Below are 15,464 nucleotides of genomic sequence, written 5' to 3' on the forward strand. Positions count from 1 at the left end.
ATTCACAACTATGCTGCACACCAATCGCTCGCAACATCCTGTTCTTGTATTTTTATTGGCGACGCTGTTTTTCTTCGCAACGGCACCGCTTTCCTGGGCCCGCGCCGATAACAACAATGACATCCCTTCACGCAGTGATGTTCAGTCGCAACTCGACACCCTGAATAAACAAAAAGATCTCTCTGCTCTGGATAAGCTCGTTCAGCAGGATCTGACGGAGACGCTGGAAACGCTTGATAAAATTGAGCGTGTTAAAGCGGAAACCACACAGCTTCGGCAGAAAGTGGCGCAGGCGCCTGAAAACATGCGTAAGGCCACGGAATCGTTGAATGCCCTGAGCGATGTGGATAATGACGACGAAACCCGTAAAACGCTCGCGACCCTGTCGTTGCGTCAGCTGGAATCGCGCGTCGCACAGCTGCTCGACGATCTGCAAACGGCGCAGTCCGATCTCGGTACGTACAACAGCCAGCTTGTCTCCCTGCAAACCCAGCCCGAGCGCGTGCAAAATGCGATGTACGCCGCCTCTCAGCAGCTGCAGCAGATCCGCAACCGTCTGAACGGTACGTCGGTTGGCGAAGGCACCCTGCGCCCAACGCAGCAAACGCTGCTGCTGGTGCAGCAGGCCTTACTGAATGCGCAAATCGAACAGCAGCGTAAAAGCCTGGAAGGGAATACGGTGCTGCAGGATACGCTCCAGAAGCAGCGCGACTACGTAACGGCGAACATTAATCGTCTGGAACATCAGCTTCAGCTGTTGCAGGAGGCGGTTAACAGTAAGCGCCTTACGCTGACGGAGAAAACGGCTCAGGAAGCCGTCTCACCGGACGAAACTGCCCGCATTCAGGCGAACCCGCTGGTGAAACAGGAGCTCGAGGCTAACCATCAGCTGAGCCAGCGCCTGATACTGGCAACAGAAAGCGGGAACTCGCTGGTTCAGCAAAATATCAGAGTGAAAAACTGGCTGGACCGCGCGCTGCAGGCTGAACGCAACATTAAAGAGCAGATTGCGGTTCTGAAAGGCAGCCTGCTGCTGTCGCGTATTCTCTACCAGCAACAGCAGACGCTGCCGTCCGCCGATGAGCTCGAGGACATGACCAACCGCATTGCGGATTTGCGTCTGGAACAATTCGATGTGAACCAGCAGCGCGACGCCCTTTTCCAGAGCGATACGTTTGTCGCCAAATTGGAAGAAGGCCATTCCAGTGAAGTGAACCCGGAAGTTCACGACGCTCTGCTGCAGGTTGTGGATATGCGCCGCGAGCTGCTCGACCAGCTCAACAAACAGCTCGGCAACCAGCTGATGATGGCGATTAACCTGCAGATCAACCAGCAACAGCTGGTGAGCGTGTCGAAAAGTCTGCAGGAGATCCTGACCCAACAGATTTTCTGGGTTAACAGCAATAAGCCGATGGACTGGGACTGGATTAAATCCTTCCCTGAAACGCTGAAGGCGCAGATTAAGAGCATGAAAATCACCGTAAACTGGGAGAAAGCCTGGCCTGCGGTGATGATTGCCTTCATGGCGGGGCTCCCGCTGCTGCTGATTGCCGGCCTGATCCGCTGGCGTCTGGGCTGGCTGAAGAAATACCAGGATAAGCTGGCGTCTGAAGTGGGGCAACTGCGTAACGACAGCCAGCTGCACACGCCAAAAGCGATTCTGATCGATCTGATCCGCGCGCTGCCGGTCTGCCTGATTATTCTGGCGGTGGGGCTTATCCTGCTGACGATGCAGCTCAACATCAGCGACCTGCTGTGGGCGTTCAGTAAAAAACTGGCCCTGTTCTGGCTGGTGTTTGGTGTGTGCTGGAAAGTGCTGGAAAAAGACGGCGTTGCGGTGCGTCATTTCAACATGCCTGCGCAACTGACCAGCCACTGGCGTCGTCAGATTGTACGCGTCAGCCTGGCGCTGTTGCCGCTGCACTTCTGGTCCGTTGTCGCTGAGCTGTCTCCGCTGCATCTGATGGACGATGTCATGGGCCAGCTGGTTATTTTGCTGAACCTGCTGCTCATTGCCATCCTGATGTGGCCGATGTGCCGCGACAGCTGGCGGGATAAAGAGTCTCACAACATTCGTCTGGCCACCGTGACGGTACTGGCGATTATTCCACTGGCACTGATGGTGCTCACGGCGACGGGGTACTTCTATACCACGTTGCGCCTGTCCGGACGCTGGATTGAAACCGTCTATCTGGTGATCGTCTGGAACCTGCTCTATCAGACCGTACTGCGCGGCCTGAGCGTGGCGGCTCGCCGCATCGCTTATCGTCGTGCCATCGCGCGTCGCCAGCATCAGGTGAAAGAGGGGGCTGAAGGCGCGGAGCCACAGGAAGAGCCAACCATCGCGCTGGAGCAGGTTAACCAGCAGACACTGCGTATCACCATGCTGGTGATGATCGCGCTGTTTGCGGTGATGTTCTGGGCGATCTGGTCTGATTTAATCACCGTTTTCGCCTACCTCGACAGTATCACCCTCTGGCAATACAACGGCACCGAAGCGGGCGCCGCGGTAATGAAAAGCGTGACCATGGGCAGCTTGCTCTTTGCCCTGGTGTCGTCAGTGGTAGCCTGGGCGTTGATTCGAAACCTGCCAGGCCTGCTTGAAGTGCTGGTGCTGTCGCGTCTGAACCTGCGTCAGGGGGCGTCGTATGCCATCACCACCATCCTCAACTACGTCATTATTATTGTCGGGGCGATGACGGTCTTTGGATCGCTTGGCGTCTCGTGGGATAAATTGCAGTGGCTGGCGGCCGCGCTCTCTGTCGGTCTCGGTTTTGGCTTGCAGGAGATCTTCGGTAACTTTGTTTCCGGCCTGATCATCCTGTTCGAACGTCCGGTGCGTATCGGTGATACCGTCACCATCGGCACCTTCTCGGGAACGGTCAGCAAGATCCGTATTCGTGCCACCACCATCACCGACTTCGATCGCAAAGAGGTGATTATCCCGAACAAAGCGTTCGTCACCGAGCGACTGATCAACTGGTCGCTCTCTGACACCACAACGCGCGTCGTCATTCGACTGGGCGTGGCCTACGGCTCCGATCTGGATAAAGTGAAAGAGGTGTTGTTAAAAGCCGCGAAATCGCATCCTAAGGTGATGCACGAGCCCGCCCCAGATGTGTTCTTCACCACCTTTGGGCCGAGCACGCTGGATCACGAGCTGCGGTTATACGTGCGTGAGCTGCGCGATCGCAGCTACACCGTGGATGAGCTGAACCGCACTATCGATCGTCTGTGCCGTGAAAACAATATTAACATCGCCTTCAACCAGCTTGAAGTTCACCTGCGTAACGAGAAAGGTGACGAGCATACGGAAGTGAAGCGCGAGATTCAGGGTGACGATCCTACTCCGGCGTAATTCAGGTTCCCTCTCCCGGTGGGAGAGGGGCAGGGTGAAGGCGACTGGCCTTCACCTTGCCTTCAAAATCCGTCTTCACTATCTCAAGTGCTTTCAGCACCGTCTGGGCGGGGATGTCATGATTCTCCAGCAGCATAATCAAATCGACGGCCAGCTTGACCTCATCCGGTGCATTTTCCAGTGACATTTACGGCTCCTGTTAACGGGTCAGACGTTCAATGACGCGTTCAATTTCATCCAGTGCCTGACGGCAACGAACGATGCGGCCCTCGAGGGCGCTAATCTCTCGCATTAATAACTGCTGCTCTTCCAGCGTCTCGCTTGCGTTCAGGCGCGTTTCCCGCTCCTGCTTCATCTCAAACAGACGGCGCGCAAACTCCTGGTTCTCCAGCCGCTTGCGCTGCCATTTACCGGGACCCGGCGACGCGCTGTCCCAGACGCGTAGCGGCCAGGCGGTCATTTCACGGTGCAGGGCGGTGATCTGCTCGGTGAGATGTTCCGCAAGCCAGGCGACCTGTTGCTGTTGGTTGTTCTCAACCGCATGGCGCAACTCATCAAGATTCATCTGCGCCTCAGCAACATAATCCTGGATGCGCGTGCTGCGGGTACGAAAAAGCTGCCGGTCAAAGCGCGGCTTCAGCGTAGCATGCCCCATTAACGGCGTAGCCTGCGCGCGCAGGGTGGACAGCTGATTTTGCAGCGTCTCCAGAAGCAGGGCTGTTTTCAATACGCTCTCCAGTGGTAAAGTAGCCGTTCAGTTTGATAACGATTCGCATTATGCAGCGTACTATTTTAATCATCATTGGCTGGCTCGCGGTAGTGTTAGGCACGCTGGGCGTGGTTTTGCCCTTATTGCCCACCACGCCTTTTATCCTGCTGGCAGCCTGGTGCTTCGCCCGTTCATCGCCGCGCTTTCACCACTGGCTGCTGTACCGTTCCTGGTTTGGCGGCTATTTGCGCCACTGGCAAAAACATCGGGCAATGCCGCCCGGTGCGAAGCCGCGTGCGATCGCGGTGATCCTGATTACCTTTGCCATTTCATTATGGCTGGTGAAAATGATGTGGGTGCGCATTCTGTTGCTGACGATCCTCGCCTGTCTGCTTTTCTTTATGTGGCGGATCCCCGTGGTTGATGAAAAGCAACAAAAGCACTGAAGCCTTATAATGGCTGTTGCAATTATTGCGCGCAGCCAGTAAATTCGACCGTTTTCGAGCACAGCTGCGCCTGGTCAAAGGTTAAACAATTGTTACCCTGGCCGACTCGTTGCGCGCTGTGAGTAACACTGTTTCATTTAGGCACAAACCGATGACCGCAACTGCACAGCAGCTTGAATATCTGAAAAACAGCATCAAAAGTATCCAGGACTATCCAAAGCCTGGCATTCTTTTCCGTGATGTCACCAGCTTGCTGGAAGACCCGAAAGCGTACGCGCTCAGCATTGAACTGCTGGTCGAGCGTTATAAAAACGCCGGGATCACCAAAGTAGTGGGTACCGAAGCCCGTGGATTCCTGTTTGGCGCGCCGGTCGCGCTGGCAATGGGTGTTGGCTTTGTGCCGGTGCGTAAACCGCGCAAACTGCCGCGTGAAACCATCGCAGAGAGCTACGAACTGGAGTACGGCACCGATCAGCTGGAAATCCACGTTGATGCGATCAAGCCTGGCGATAAAGTGCTGGTGGTTGACGATCTGCTGGCGACCGGCGGCACGATTGAAGCGACCGTGAAGCTGATCCGTCGTCTGGGTGGTGAAGTGACCGACGCGGCATTCATTATTAACCTGTTCGATCTGGGTGGCGAACAGCGCCTGGAAAAACAGGGCATTACCAGCTACAGCCTGGTGCCTTTCCCGGGTCATTAATCCCGGTTTTCACAACCTCGCTCAATGGGTGAGGTTGTGATAGCATTCCCCTCCATAAATTCACCTTCCAGCGTTGCAGAGCCTGCCCATGAGTTATCAGGTGTTAGCCCGTAAATGGCGACCACAAACCTTTGCTGACGTTGTCGGTCAGGAGCATGTGCTGACGGCCCTGGCGAACGGCTTGTCGCTAGGTCGCATCCATCACGCTTATCTTTTCTCCGGCACCCGCGGCGTCGGTAAGACCTCTATTGCCCGTTTGCTGGCAAAAGGTCTGAACTGCGAAACCGGGATCACCGCCACGCCGTGCGGCGTGTGTGACAACTGCCGTGAAATTGAGCAGGGGCGCTTTGTCGATCTGATTGAGATCGACGCCGCCTCGCGCACGAAAGTGGAAGATACCCGCGATCTGCTCGACAACGTGCAGTACGCGCCGGCGCGTGGCCGCTTCAAGGTCTACCTGATCGATGAAGTGCACATGCTGTCACGCCACAGTTTCAACGCCCTGCTGAAAACGCTGGAAGAGCCGCCCGCGCATGTGAAATTCCTGCTGGCGACCACCGATCCGCAAAAGCTGCCGGTCACTATTTTGTCGCGCTGCCTGCAGTTCCATCTGAAGGCGCTGGACGTCGAGCAGATCCGCGCTCAGCTTGAACATATTCTTGATGAAGAGAAGATTGTCCACGAACCGCGCGCCCTGCAGCTGCTGGCCCGCGCGGCAGACGGCAGCCTTCGTGATGCCTTAAGTCTCACCGACCAGGCGATTGCCAGCGGTGACGGTAAACTTTCGACCGACGCGGTCAGCACCATGCTCGGCACGCTGGATGACGATCAGGCGCTCTCTCTCATCGAAGCGATGATCGCCGCCAACGGTGAACGCGTCATGTCGCTGGTGAACGCCGCGGCTGCCCGGGGCATTGAATGGGAAGCGCTGCTGGTTGAGATGCTGAGTCTGCTGCACCGCGTGGCGATGCTGCAGCTTTCTCCGTCAGCCATCGGTGCCGATATGGCGGTTATTGAACACCGGATGCGTGAACTTGCGCGCACCGTCCCACCGGCTGACGTGCAGCTTTATTACCAGACGCTGCTGATTGGCCGCAAAGAGCTGCCGTTTGCACCGGATCCCCGGATGGGCGTTGAAATGACCCTGCTGCGTGCGCTGGCGTTCCATCCGCGCATGCCTCTGCCGGAGCCGGAAGTGCCCCGACAGTCTTTTGCTCCGGTCGCCCCCACTGTGGTGATGTCGCCTCAGCAGGTGCCACCGCAGCCGACGGCTCCCCCGCAGCAGAACGTACCGCTGCCGGAGGCCACCAGTTCGGTGCTTGCCGCACGAAGCCAGTTGCAACGTGCTCAGGGAGCAACCAAACCAAAAAAGAGTGAACCGGCAGCGCCAGGAAGAGCGCGGCCGGTGAACAACGCCGCGCTTGAACGACTGGCTTCGGTTACGGAGCGCGTTCAGTCGCGCCCTGCACCGTCCGCGCTCGAGCAAAAAGCCCCGGTGAAAGAAGAGGCTTACCGCTGGAAGGCAACAACCCTCGTTGAAGAGGTGAAAGAAGAAGTTGCCACACCGAAAGCGCTAAAAAAGGCGCTGGAGCATGAAAAAACACCTGAGCTTTCCGCGAAACTTGCCGAAGAGTCTATTGAGCGTGACGCGTGGGCCGCAGAGGTCAGTAAACTGCAGTTGCCGAAGCTGGTTGAGCAGGTCGCGCTGAATGCCTGGAAAGAGCAGGACGGTCATCAGGTACGTTTACACCTGCGACCGGGTCAGCGGCACCTGAATTCCCCTGGCGCGCAAAAAACGCTGGCCGAGGCGCTCACCGCATTACACGGTGCACCGGTTGAATTGACTATCATTGAAGATGATAATCCGGCGGTGCGAACGCCACTGGAATGGCGTCAGGCAATTTATGAAGAGAAGCTCGCGCAGGCGCGCGAGTCGATTATCGCGGATAACAATATCCAGACTCTGCGCCGGTTCTTCGACGCCGATCTGGATGAAGAGAGTATTCGCCCCATTTGATCGTGAGTCTGACTTACGGTTGTAATCCTTAAACGTGAAAGAAGAGAGAAGCCTATGTTTGGTGGAAAAGGCGGTCTGGGTGGCCTGATGAAGCAGGCTCAGCAGATGCAGGAAAAAATGCAGAAGATGCAGGAAGAGATCGCTCAGCTGGAAGTCACGGGTGAATCCGGTGCCGGTCTGGTCAAGGTGACCATCAACGGTGCGCATAACTGCCGTCGCGTTGAAATCGACCCAAGCCTGCTCGAAGACGACAAAGACATGCTGGAAGATCTGGTTGCAGCCGCGTTTAACGATGCTGCGCGCCGTATCGATGAAACTCAGAAAGAGAAAATGGCCTCTGTTTCCAGCGGTATGCAACTGCCGCCTGGCTTCAAGATGCCATTCTGATGCAAACCAGTCCGCTGCTCACGCAGTTAATGGAAGCACTGCGCTGTCTGCCGGGTGTCGGCCCGAAGTCGGCGCAGCGCATGGCGTTTACGCTATTGCAGCGCGACCGCAGCGGCGGGATGCGCCTGGCGCAGGCTTTGACCCGTGCCATGTCAGAAATTGGTCACTGTGCGGATTGCCGTACCTTTACCGAGCAGGACGTGTGTAACATCTGCACTAATCCGCGTCGTCAGGAAAACGGTCAGATTTGCGTGGTGGAGAGTCCGGCGGACATCTACGCCATCGAACAGACCGGGCAGTTTTCTGGCCGCTATTTTGTGCTGATGGGGCATCTCTCCCCGCTGGACGGTATTGGCCCGGACGATATCGGTCTCGATCGCCTTGAACAGCGTCTTGAGTCCGAAACGATCAAAGAGGTGATCCTCGCCACCAACCCAACGGTGGAAGGGGAAGCTACGGCCAACTACATCGCCGAATTGTGCGCACAGTATGGCGTTGACGCCAGCCGCATCGCTCACGGCGTGCCAGTGGGCGGTGAGCTGGAGATGGTGGACGGCACCACGCTGTCCCACTCTCTGGCTGGACGTCACAAGATTATTTTCTGACCAAACGGAGGCTGCAATCGCGGCCTCCGCTTGAAATTCTCCCCTCGTATCCCCATCTCTCCCTCAACGTTTTAAAACCCCATTAAATGGCATTGTTGAGGTCGACATAGATGAAAGGACAAGAAACCCGTGGTTTCCAGTCAGAAGTAAAACAGCTTCTGCACCTGATGATCCATTCCCTGTATTCCAACAAAGAAATCTTCCTGCGTGAGCTGATTTCCAACGCCTCCGATGCGGCGGACAAGCTGCGCTTCCGCGCCCTGTCTAACCCGGATCTGTACGAAGGCGACGGAGAGCTGCGCGTGCGCGTCTCTTTCGATAAAGAGAACCGTACCCTGACTATCGCCGATAACGGCATTGGTATGAACCGCGACGAGGTCATCGACCATCTCGGGACCATTGCTAAATCCGGTACCAAAGCGTTCCTCGAATCAATGGGCTCCGATCAGGCGAAAGACAGCCAGCTGATCGGCCAGTTCGGTGTGGGCTTCTACTCGGCGTTCATCGTTGCGGACAAAGTCACCGTGCGTACTCGCGCAGCAGGCGACAGTGCGGATCACGGCGTCTTCTGGGAATCTAAAGGCGAAGGCGAATACACCGTTGATGACATCACCAAAGCGGACCGCGGTACCGAAATCACCCTTCACCTGCGTGAAGGCGAAGATGATTTCCTGAATGACTGGCGCGTGCGCTCCATCATCAGCAAATACTCCGACCATATTGCCCTGCCGGTTGAGATTGAAAAACAGGAAGAGAAAGACGGTGAAACCGTGGTGTCCTGGGAGAAAATCAACAAGGCGCAGGCGCTGTGGACGCGCAATAAGTCTGAAATTAAAGACGACGAATACAACGAATTCTACAAACACATCGCCCACGACTTTACCGATCCGCTCACCTGGAGCCACAACCGTGTGGAAGGTAAGCAGGAGTACACCAGCCTGCTGTATATCCCGTCTCAGGCGCCGTGGGATATGTGGAACCGCGATCACAAGCACGGTCTGAAGCTGTATGTCCAGCGCGTGTTTATCATGGATGACGCCGAGCAGTTCATGCCGAACTACCTGCGCTTTGTGCGTGGTCTCATTGACTCCAACGATCTGCCGCTGAACGTCTCCCGTGAAATTCTGCAGGACAGCACCGTCACCCGCAACCTGCGTAATGCACTGACCAAACGTGCGCTGCAGATGCTGGAAAAACTGGCGAAAGACGACGCTGAAAAATACCAGACCTTCTGGAAACAGTTCGGTCTGGTGCTGAAAGAGGGCCCTGCGGAAGATACATCCAACGTAGAAGCCATTGCTAAACTGCTGCGTTTCGCTTCCACTCACACCGACTCCTCTGCGCAGACCGTGTCGCTGGAAGAGTACGTCTCCCGCATGAAAGAAGGGCAGGAGAAGATCTACTACATCACCGCCGACAGCTACGCCGCGGCGAAGAGCAGCCCACACCTCGAGCTGCTGCGTAAGAAAGGCATCGAAGTACTGCTGCTGTCTGACCGCATCGACGAGTGGATGATGAACTACCTGACCGAGTTCGACGGTAAGGCGTTCCAGTCCGTCGCCAAAGCCGATGAGTCGATCGATAAGCTGGCCGATGAAGTGGACGAAAGCGCGAAAGAAGCGGAGAAGGCGCTGGAGCCTTTCGTTGAGCGCGTGAAAACGCTGCTGGGCGATCGCGTGAAAGAGGTGCGTTTCACTCACCGTCTGACTGATACCCCGGCCATTGTCACCACGGATGCGGATGAAATGAGCACCCAGATGGCGAAACTGTTCGCCGCGGCGGGCCAGGCGATGCCAGAAGTGAAGTATATCTTCGAGCTGAACCCGGATCATCCGCTGGTGAAACGCGCGGCGGATACGCAGGACGAAGCACGCTTCGCCGAGTGGGTTGAGCTTCTGCTGGATCAGTCTCTGCTGGCCGAGCGCGGCACGCTGGAAGATCCTAACCTGTTCATTAAACGTGTGAATGCGCTGCTGCTGGCGTAATTGACCCGCCTCCCCCTGGTCTTCTCCCTCTCCTGTGGGAGAGGACCGGGGGAGGGCACCAGACCGCTCCTTCCCGTTAATCTCCCTTCATTAACCGTTTCAGCCCGCCTGCCTTCCTTGAGCCATATCCGTTCTGGTGGTATTGTTTAGCGCTTTTGAAAAATTGAATCGACTTTTGAGGGGATTTTCGCAATGCGTATTATTCTGCTTGGCGCTCCGGGCGCGGGTAAAGGAACTCAGGCTCAGTTCATCATGGAGAAATACGGTATTCCGCAAATCTCCACCGGTGATATGCTGCGCGCCGCTGTTAAATCTGGCTCCGAGCTGGGTAAACAAGCGAAAGACATCATGGACGCAGGCAAGCTGGTGACCGACGAGCTGGTTATCGCTCTGGTCAAAGAGCGCATTGCTCAGGAAGACTGCCGTAACGGTTTCCTGCTGGACGGCTTCCCACGCACCATTCCTCAGGCTGATGCCATGAAAGAAGCGGGCATCAACGTGGACTACGTGCTCGAGTTCGACGTGCCGGACGAGCTGATCGTTGACCGTATTGTTGGTCGTCGCGTACACGCTGCCTCTGGCCGCGTTTACCACATCAAATTCAACCCGCCTAAGGTTGAAGGTAAAGATGACGTTACCGGTGAAGAGCTGACCACCCGTAAAGACGATCAGGAAGAGACCGTGCGTAAACGTCTGGTGGAATACCATCAGATGACCGCTCCGCTGATCGGTTATTACACCAAAGAAGCGCAGGCGGGTAACACCAAATACGCGAAAGTTGACGGCACCAAAGCCGTTGCTGACGTTCGTGCAGAGCTGGAAAAAATCCTCGGCTAATTGCACCTCTCTCACCCGGGCTCTCCGGGTGAGAAAAATTCTCATCTTACCTATTGCAGCAATGGGTTTCGTTTAAACGCTTTTCCGCTACAATTGAAAACCATTCAAATGGTTAAGAGGCGTGAATGAGTCAGGCGAAAACCGGCATCCTGCTTGCCAATCTGGGTACACCAGATGCACCGACATCAGAAGCGGTAAAACGCTACCTGCGACAATTTTTAAGCGACACGCGCGTCGTGGATACCCCAAGACTGTTGTGGTGGCCGCTGCTGCGTGGCGTCATTCTGCCGATTCGTGCCCCACGTGTAGCAAAGCTTTATCAGTCCGTCTGGATGGAAGAGGGCTCACCGCTGATGGTGTATAGCCGTCGGCAGGAAAAAGCGCTGGCTGCCCGTCTGCCGGATATGCCCGTCGCGCTGGGCATGAGCTACGGTAAACCGTCACTGGAAAGCGCGGTCGACTCACTGCTGGCGCAGGGCGTCGACCACATTGTGGTGCTCGCCCTTTATCCGCAGTACTCCTGCTCGACGGTTGCCGCCGTCTGGGATGAGCTGGCACGTATTCTGGCGACCCGCCGCCGTATTCCTGGCGTGACCTTTATTCGTGATTACGCCGATAACGATCGCTATATTAAAGCGCTTGCCAGTAGCGCGCGCGCGTCGTTTGAAAAACATGGCGAGCCGGATCTGCTGTTGCTTTCCTATCACGGGATCCCGCAGCGCTTCGCCAATGAAGGGGATGATTACCCGCAGCGCTGCCGCGACACCACCCGTGAGCTGGTCTCAGCCCTCGGCCTGCCGCCAGAGAAAGTGATGATGACCTTCCAGTCGCGTTTTGGTCGCGAGCCGTGGTTAACGCCTTACACCGACGAAACCCTCAAAATGCTCGGTGAGAAGGGCGTGAAACATATTCAGGTGATGTCACCCGGTTTCTCCGCCGACTGTCTGGAAACGCTGGAAGAGATTGCCGTGCAGAACAGAGAGTTCTTCCTCGAGGCGGGCGGGACGAAATACGAATACATTCCGGCCCTTAACGACTCGCCTGAGCATATCGAGATGATGGTGTCGCTGGTGACAAACAGCCGCTGATCGCACTATGGGCCGGGTTTGTGCTACCATTCCCGGCCCATAATCCTTGCACAGTTCAGACCCATGAAATTTCCCGGTAAACGCAAATCTAAACACTACTTTCCCGTTGATGCCCGCGATCCGCTCCTGCAGCAAATCCAGCCGGAAAATGAAACCAGCGCCGCATGGGTCGTCGGTATCGATCAGACGCTGGTGGACATTGAAGCTAAAGTGGATGATGCGTTTGTCGCTCGTTACGGTCTGAGCGCCGGTCACTCGCTGGTGATTGAGGACGATGTTGCCGAAGCCCTGTATCAGGAGCTGACGCGTGAAAACCTGATCACCCATCAGTTTGCCGGTGGCACTATCGGCAACACCATGCACAACTACTCGGTGCTTGCCGACGACCGCTCTGTGTTATTGGGCGTCATGTGCAGCAACATCGAAATTGGTGGCTACGCCTACCGTTATTTGTGCAATACCTCCAGCCGCACCGATCTGAACTACCTTCAGGGCGTTGACGGGCCGATTGGCCGCTGCTTCACGCTGATCAGCGATTCCGGCGAACGTACCTTTGCCATCAGCCCCGGCCACATGAATAAGCTGCGTGCAGAGAGCATTCCGGAAGCGGTGATAGCGGGCGCGTCTGCACTGGTGCTGACGTCGTATCTGGTGCGCTGTAAACCCGGCGAGCCGATGCCGGAAGCCACCATGAAAGCGATTGAGTACGCGAAGAAATACAATGTGCCGGTCGTTCTGACGCTGGGTACCAAATTCGTGATAGCCGACAACCCCGAGTGGTGGCAGGCCTTCCTGAAGGAACACGTCTCGATTCTGGCGATGAACGAAGAAGAGGCTGAAGCGTTGACCGGCGAGAGCGATCCGCTGCTGGCCTCCGATAAAGCGCTCGACTGGGTCGATCTGGTGCTCTGCACTGCCGGACCGGTAGGGCTATATATGGCAGGCTTCACGGAAGAAGAGAGCAAACGCAAAACGCAGCATCCACTGCTGCCAGGCGCCATTACCGAGTTTAACCAGTACGAGTTCAGCCGCGCGATTCGCCATAAAGATTGCGAAAACCCGCTGCGTATTTACTCCCACATCGCGCCGTATATGGGCGGGCCAGAAAAGATCATGAACACCAATGGCGCGGGAGATGGCGCACTGGCGGCGCTGCTGCATGACATCACTGCGAATGCCTACCATAAAACCAACGTCCCGAATTCCAGCAAGCACAAATTCAACTGGCTGACCTATTCGTCGCTGGCGCAGGTGTGTAAGTACGCGAACCGCGTGAGTTATCAGGTGCTGAACCAGCACTCGCCGCGCTTAACCCGCGGTCTGCCGGAAAGGGAAGATAGCCTCGAAGAAGCCTACTGGGACCGATAAAGGCAAAACGGCAACCTTGCGGTTGCCGTATTCGTGTTTGTACCCTCTCCCGGTGGGAGAGGGTCAGTCAAGGGCTGCAGGAGGCACGCTTACCCCGTCACCACCTCGTCAACCGGCGGTTTCGTTAACAGCGTCAGCATCGCTTTTGCAATTTCGCGTTCACCCATCACCACCTGATCCGCACCACGTTCGGTAATGTACTCCACCTCATCGTCATAATGGGCGCGGGCAATGATCTCAATATTCGGGCACTTCTCACGTGCGGACGCCACAATTTCACCCGCTTCATAGCCGTTTGGAATGGTCAGCAGCAACCAGCGCGCGCAGTCCAGATGCGCGAGATTCATGATCTCTTCGTTTGCCGCATTGCCCAACACCGCGCGAACGCCGCGCTCGCGCAGCTCGTCGACACGGGTACGTGATGTTTCAATCACCACCAGCGGGATCCCCTGCGCCATCAGCTTCTCACCGAGCAGGCTTCCTACGCGGCCAAAGCCGACCAGCAGGGCATGATTGCAAATATCCACCGGGATCTGCTTCTCTTCTTCGATAGCTTCTTCCAGCGTCTGCTCTTCCAGCGTTTCGGTTTTATCGAGGTATTTTTCCAGCAACGCAAACAGGACCGGGTTCAGCATGATGGAGAGGATCGCTCCGGCGAGGACCAGGTTTTGCCCGGCCTGCGGCAGCAGATTCAGCGCCATACCCAGGCCTGCCAGAATAAAGGCGAACTCACCAATCTGCGCCAGGCTGGCGGCGATGGTAAGAGCGGTACGCGGCGAGTGGCCAAACATCCGTACCAGGAAGAAGGCGGCAACCGACTTACCAAAGATAATAATTGCCAGGGTGCCCATCACGGCCAGCGGTTGCTGAACCAGAACCATCGGATCAAACAGCATCCCGACGGAGACAAAGAACAGGACGGCGAAGGCGTCGCGCAGCGGCAGCGTATCGTGCGCCGCACGGTGGCTCAGCTCGGATTCGTTCAGCACCATCCCGGCGAAGAACGCGCCCAGTGCAAAGGAGACGTCGAACAGTTCAACGGCACCAAAGGCAATCCCCAGCGCCAGGGCAAGGACAGACAGGGTAAACAACTCACGGGAGCCGGTGGCCGCGCTGCGGGACAGGATCCACGGCACCAGACGGCGGCCCACCAGCATCATAATGGTGATAAACGCCACCACTTTCCCGATGGTGATGCTCATGTCCAGCGCCAGCGTCGCAAAGCCGACGCTCTCTTTTTCCATCATACCGGCGACGGCAGGCAGCAACACCAGCGTCAGCACCATCACCAGGTCTTCCACAATCAGCCAGCCTATCGCGATTTGTCCGCGCTGGCTGTCGATAAGCTGCCTCTCCTCAAGTGCGCGCAGCAGTACGACGGTACTGGCGGTTGAAAGACACAGCCCAAAAACGATACCGGTCATCAGCGACCAGCCAAGCACTGTCGAAAGCGCCATTCCCAGCAGCGTCGCTACGGCTATCTGTGCGATCGCTCCCGGTATGGCGATCGACTTTACCGCCATCAGATCCTTCAGTGAGAAATGCAGACCTACGCCAAACATCAGCAGAATCACGCCTAATTCCGCCAGTTCGGGCGCCAGTTTGGTATCCGCCACGAAACCTGGTGTAAAGGGACCCGCCAGCACACCCGCTAACAAATAGCCCACCAGAGGCGAAATACGCAGTTTATTGGCAATCATGCCGAGGATAAAAGCGAGCACAAGTCCACCAACAATGGTGGTGATAAGCGGTGTGGCGTGATGCATTCCGTCTCCTTTCGTTGTGGGTGTTCCATTTGGTTAAAAAACCAAAAACCGAGTAATAGTTTATGACAATTTTTGCCGTTATGTTTATGAATAATTGTTGAAGTTTGAATAAAACAGCAATATGCGTGTAAAAAAGCGCATTTTGATAAATTAGGCGGGGGGATACAGAAGAAACCCTTATGGCATCAGGGTGTC

Annotated in this window: 13 protein-coding genes and 1 other annotated feature; of the genes, 10 read left to right on the forward strand and 3 right to left on the reverse strand. The window is 56.2% G+C overall.

Going from position 1 to position 15,464, the window contains the following annotated elements; translation table 11 throughout:
• The first annotated feature begins 10 nt into the window (after window positions 1-10).
• The gene (mscK, locus tag AB6731_RS09095) at window positions 11-3,358 is read left to right on the forward strand and encodes a mechanosensitive channel MscK (protein WP_371006217.1); all 3,348 of its coding nucleotides are present in this window, start codon (window positions 11-13) and stop codon (window positions 3,356-3,358) included.
• Window position 3,359: 1 nt separating this feature from the next.
• On the opposite strand, the gene rsmS is transcribed toward mscK, so the two are convergent.
• Entirely contained in the window at window positions 3,360-3,545 is a 186-nt protein-coding gene (gene rsmS, locus AB6731_RS09100) for a pleiotropic regulatory protein RsmS (protein ID WP_020885184.1), read from the reverse strand.
• 12 nt (window positions 3,546-3,557) lie between these two features.
• On the reverse strand, window positions 3,558-4,085 hold the full coding sequence (gene priC / locus AB6731_RS09105) for a primosomal replication protein N'' (RefSeq protein ID WP_371006218.1): 528 nt from the start codon (window positions 4,083-4,085) through the stop codon (window positions 3,558-3,560).
• A gap of 50 nt (window positions 4,086-4,135) precedes the next feature.
• On the opposite strand from priC, the gene AB6731_RS09110 reads away from it, so the two are divergent.
• From AB6731_RS09110 to AB6731_RS09150, 9 genes are all read left to right on the forward strand, one after another.
• Entirely contained in the window at window positions 4,136-4,513 is a 378-nt protein-coding gene (locus AB6731_RS09110) for a DUF454 family protein (RefSeq protein ID WP_020885182.1), read from the forward strand.
• Between the two features lie 151 nt (window positions 4,514-4,664).
• On the forward strand, window positions 4,665-5,216 hold the full coding sequence (gene apt / locus AB6731_RS09115; RefSeq protein ID WP_000127359.1) for an adenine phosphoribosyltransferase: 552 nt from the start codon (window positions 4,665-4,667) through the stop codon (window positions 5,214-5,216).
• A gap of 88 nt (window positions 5,217-5,304) precedes the next feature.
• Window positions 5,305-7,233 (forward strand): DNA polymerase III subunit gamma/tau, encoded by a 1,929-nt coding sequence (dnaX, locus tag AB6731_RS09120; protein WP_371006219.1) that lies wholly within the window; start codon window positions 5,305-5,307, stop codon window positions 7,231-7,233.
• Window positions 6,563-6,627 (forward strand) — a sequence feature (DnaX frameshifting element). It overlaps the preceding gene by 65 nt.
• A 54-nt stretch (window positions 7,234-7,287) precedes the next feature.
• Entirely contained in the window at window positions 7,288-7,620 is a 333-nt protein-coding gene (locus AB6731_RS09125) for a YbaB/EbfC family nucleoid-associated protein (protein ID WP_010428194.1), read from the forward strand.
• Complete coding sequence (recR, locus tag AB6731_RS09130) at window positions 7,620-8,225, forward strand: recombination mediator RecR (protein WP_006809843.1); 606 nt, start codon at window positions 7,620-7,622, stop codon at window positions 8,223-8,225. Before AB6731_RS09125 ends, recR begins: the two co-directional genes overlap by 1 nt.
• Before the next feature lie 110 nt (window positions 8,226-8,335).
• Window positions 8,336-10,210: a molecular chaperone HtpG gene (htpG, locus tag AB6731_RS09135; RefSeq protein ID WP_014168914.1), complete on the forward strand. Its 1,875-nt coding sequence runs from the start codon at window positions 8,336-8,338 to the stop codon at window positions 10,208-10,210.
• A gap of 192 nt (window positions 10,211-10,402) precedes the next feature.
• The gene (gene adk / locus AB6731_RS09140) at window positions 10,403-11,047 is read left to right on the forward strand and encodes an adenylate kinase (protein ID WP_006809841.1); all 645 of its coding nucleotides are present in this window, start codon (window positions 10,403-10,405) and stop codon (window positions 11,045-11,047) included.
• A gap of 125 nt (window positions 11,048-11,172) precedes the next feature.
• Window positions 11,173-12,135, forward strand: a complete 963-nt coding sequence (gene hemH / locus AB6731_RS09145) for a ferrochelatase (protein ID WP_040016800.1) — start codon at window positions 11,173-11,175, stop codon at window positions 12,133-12,135.
• Window positions 12,136-12,198: 63 nt separating this feature from the next.
• The gene (locus AB6731_RS09150; protein ID WP_371006220.1) at window positions 12,199-13,503 is read left to right on the forward strand and encodes an inosine/guanosine kinase; all 1,305 of its coding nucleotides are present in this window, start codon (window positions 12,199-12,201) and stop codon (window positions 13,501-13,503) included.
• An 89-nt stretch (window positions 13,504-13,592) separates the two neighbouring features.
• On the opposite strand, the gene ybaL is transcribed toward AB6731_RS09150, so the two are convergent.
• Window positions 13,593-15,269, reverse strand: coding sequence for a YbaL family putative K(+) efflux transporter (gene ybaL, locus AB6731_RS09155; RefSeq protein ID WP_014168917.1), 1,677 nt, complete (start codon window positions 15,267-15,269; stop codon window positions 13,593-13,595).
• Window positions 15,270-15,464 lie beyond the last annotated feature (195 nt).

Source organism: Enterobacter sp. RCC_40 (assembly GCF_041360735.1).
Classification (GTDB): Bacteria; Pseudomonadota; Gammaproteobacteria; order Enterobacterales; family Enterobacteriaceae; genus Enterobacter; species Enterobacter ludwigii.

Coding starts and splice junctions, on each gene's coding strand:
- AB6731_RS09110 (WP_020885182.1), top strand. CDS start 4,136: ATGCAGCGTACTATTTTAATCATCATTGGCTGGCTCGCGGTAGTGTTA.
- apt (WP_000127359.1), top strand. CDS start 4,665: ATGACCGCAACTGCACAGCAGCTTGAATATCTGAAAAACAGCATCAAA.
- htpG (WP_014168914.1), top strand. CDS start 8,336: ATGAAAGGACAAGAAACCCGTGGTTTCCAGTCAGAAGTAAAACAGCTT.
- AB6731_RS09150 (WP_371006220.1), top strand. CDS start 12,199: ATGAAATTTCCCGGTAAACGCAAATCTAAACACTACTTTCCCGTTGAT.
- recR (WP_006809843.1), top strand. CDS start 7,620: ATGCAAACCAGTCCGCTGCTCACGCAGTTAATGGAAGCACTGCGCTGT.
- adk (WP_006809841.1), top strand. CDS start 10,403: ATGCGTATTATTCTGCTTGGCGCTCCGGGCGCGGGTAAAGGAACTCAG.
- ybaL (WP_014168917.1), bottom strand. CDS start 15,269: ATGCATCACGCCACACCGCTTATCACCACCATTGTTGGTGGACTTGTG.
- rsmS (WP_020885184.1), bottom strand. CDS start 3,545: ATGTCACTGGAAAATGCACCGGATGAGGTCAAGCTGGCCGTCGATTTG.
- mscK (WP_371006217.1), top strand. CDS start 11: ATGCTGCACACCAATCGCTCGCAACATCCTGTTCTTGTATTTTTATTG.
- AB6731_RS09125 (WP_010428194.1), top strand. CDS start 7,288: ATGTTTGGTGGAAAAGGCGGTCTGGGTGGCCTGATGAAGCAGGCTCAG.
- hemH (WP_040016800.1), top strand. CDS start 11,173: ATGAGTCAGGCGAAAACCGGCATCCTGCTTGCCAATCTGGGTACACCA.
- dnaX (WP_371006219.1), top strand. CDS start 5,305: ATGAGTTATCAGGTGTTAGCCCGTAAATGGCGACCACAAACCTTTGCT.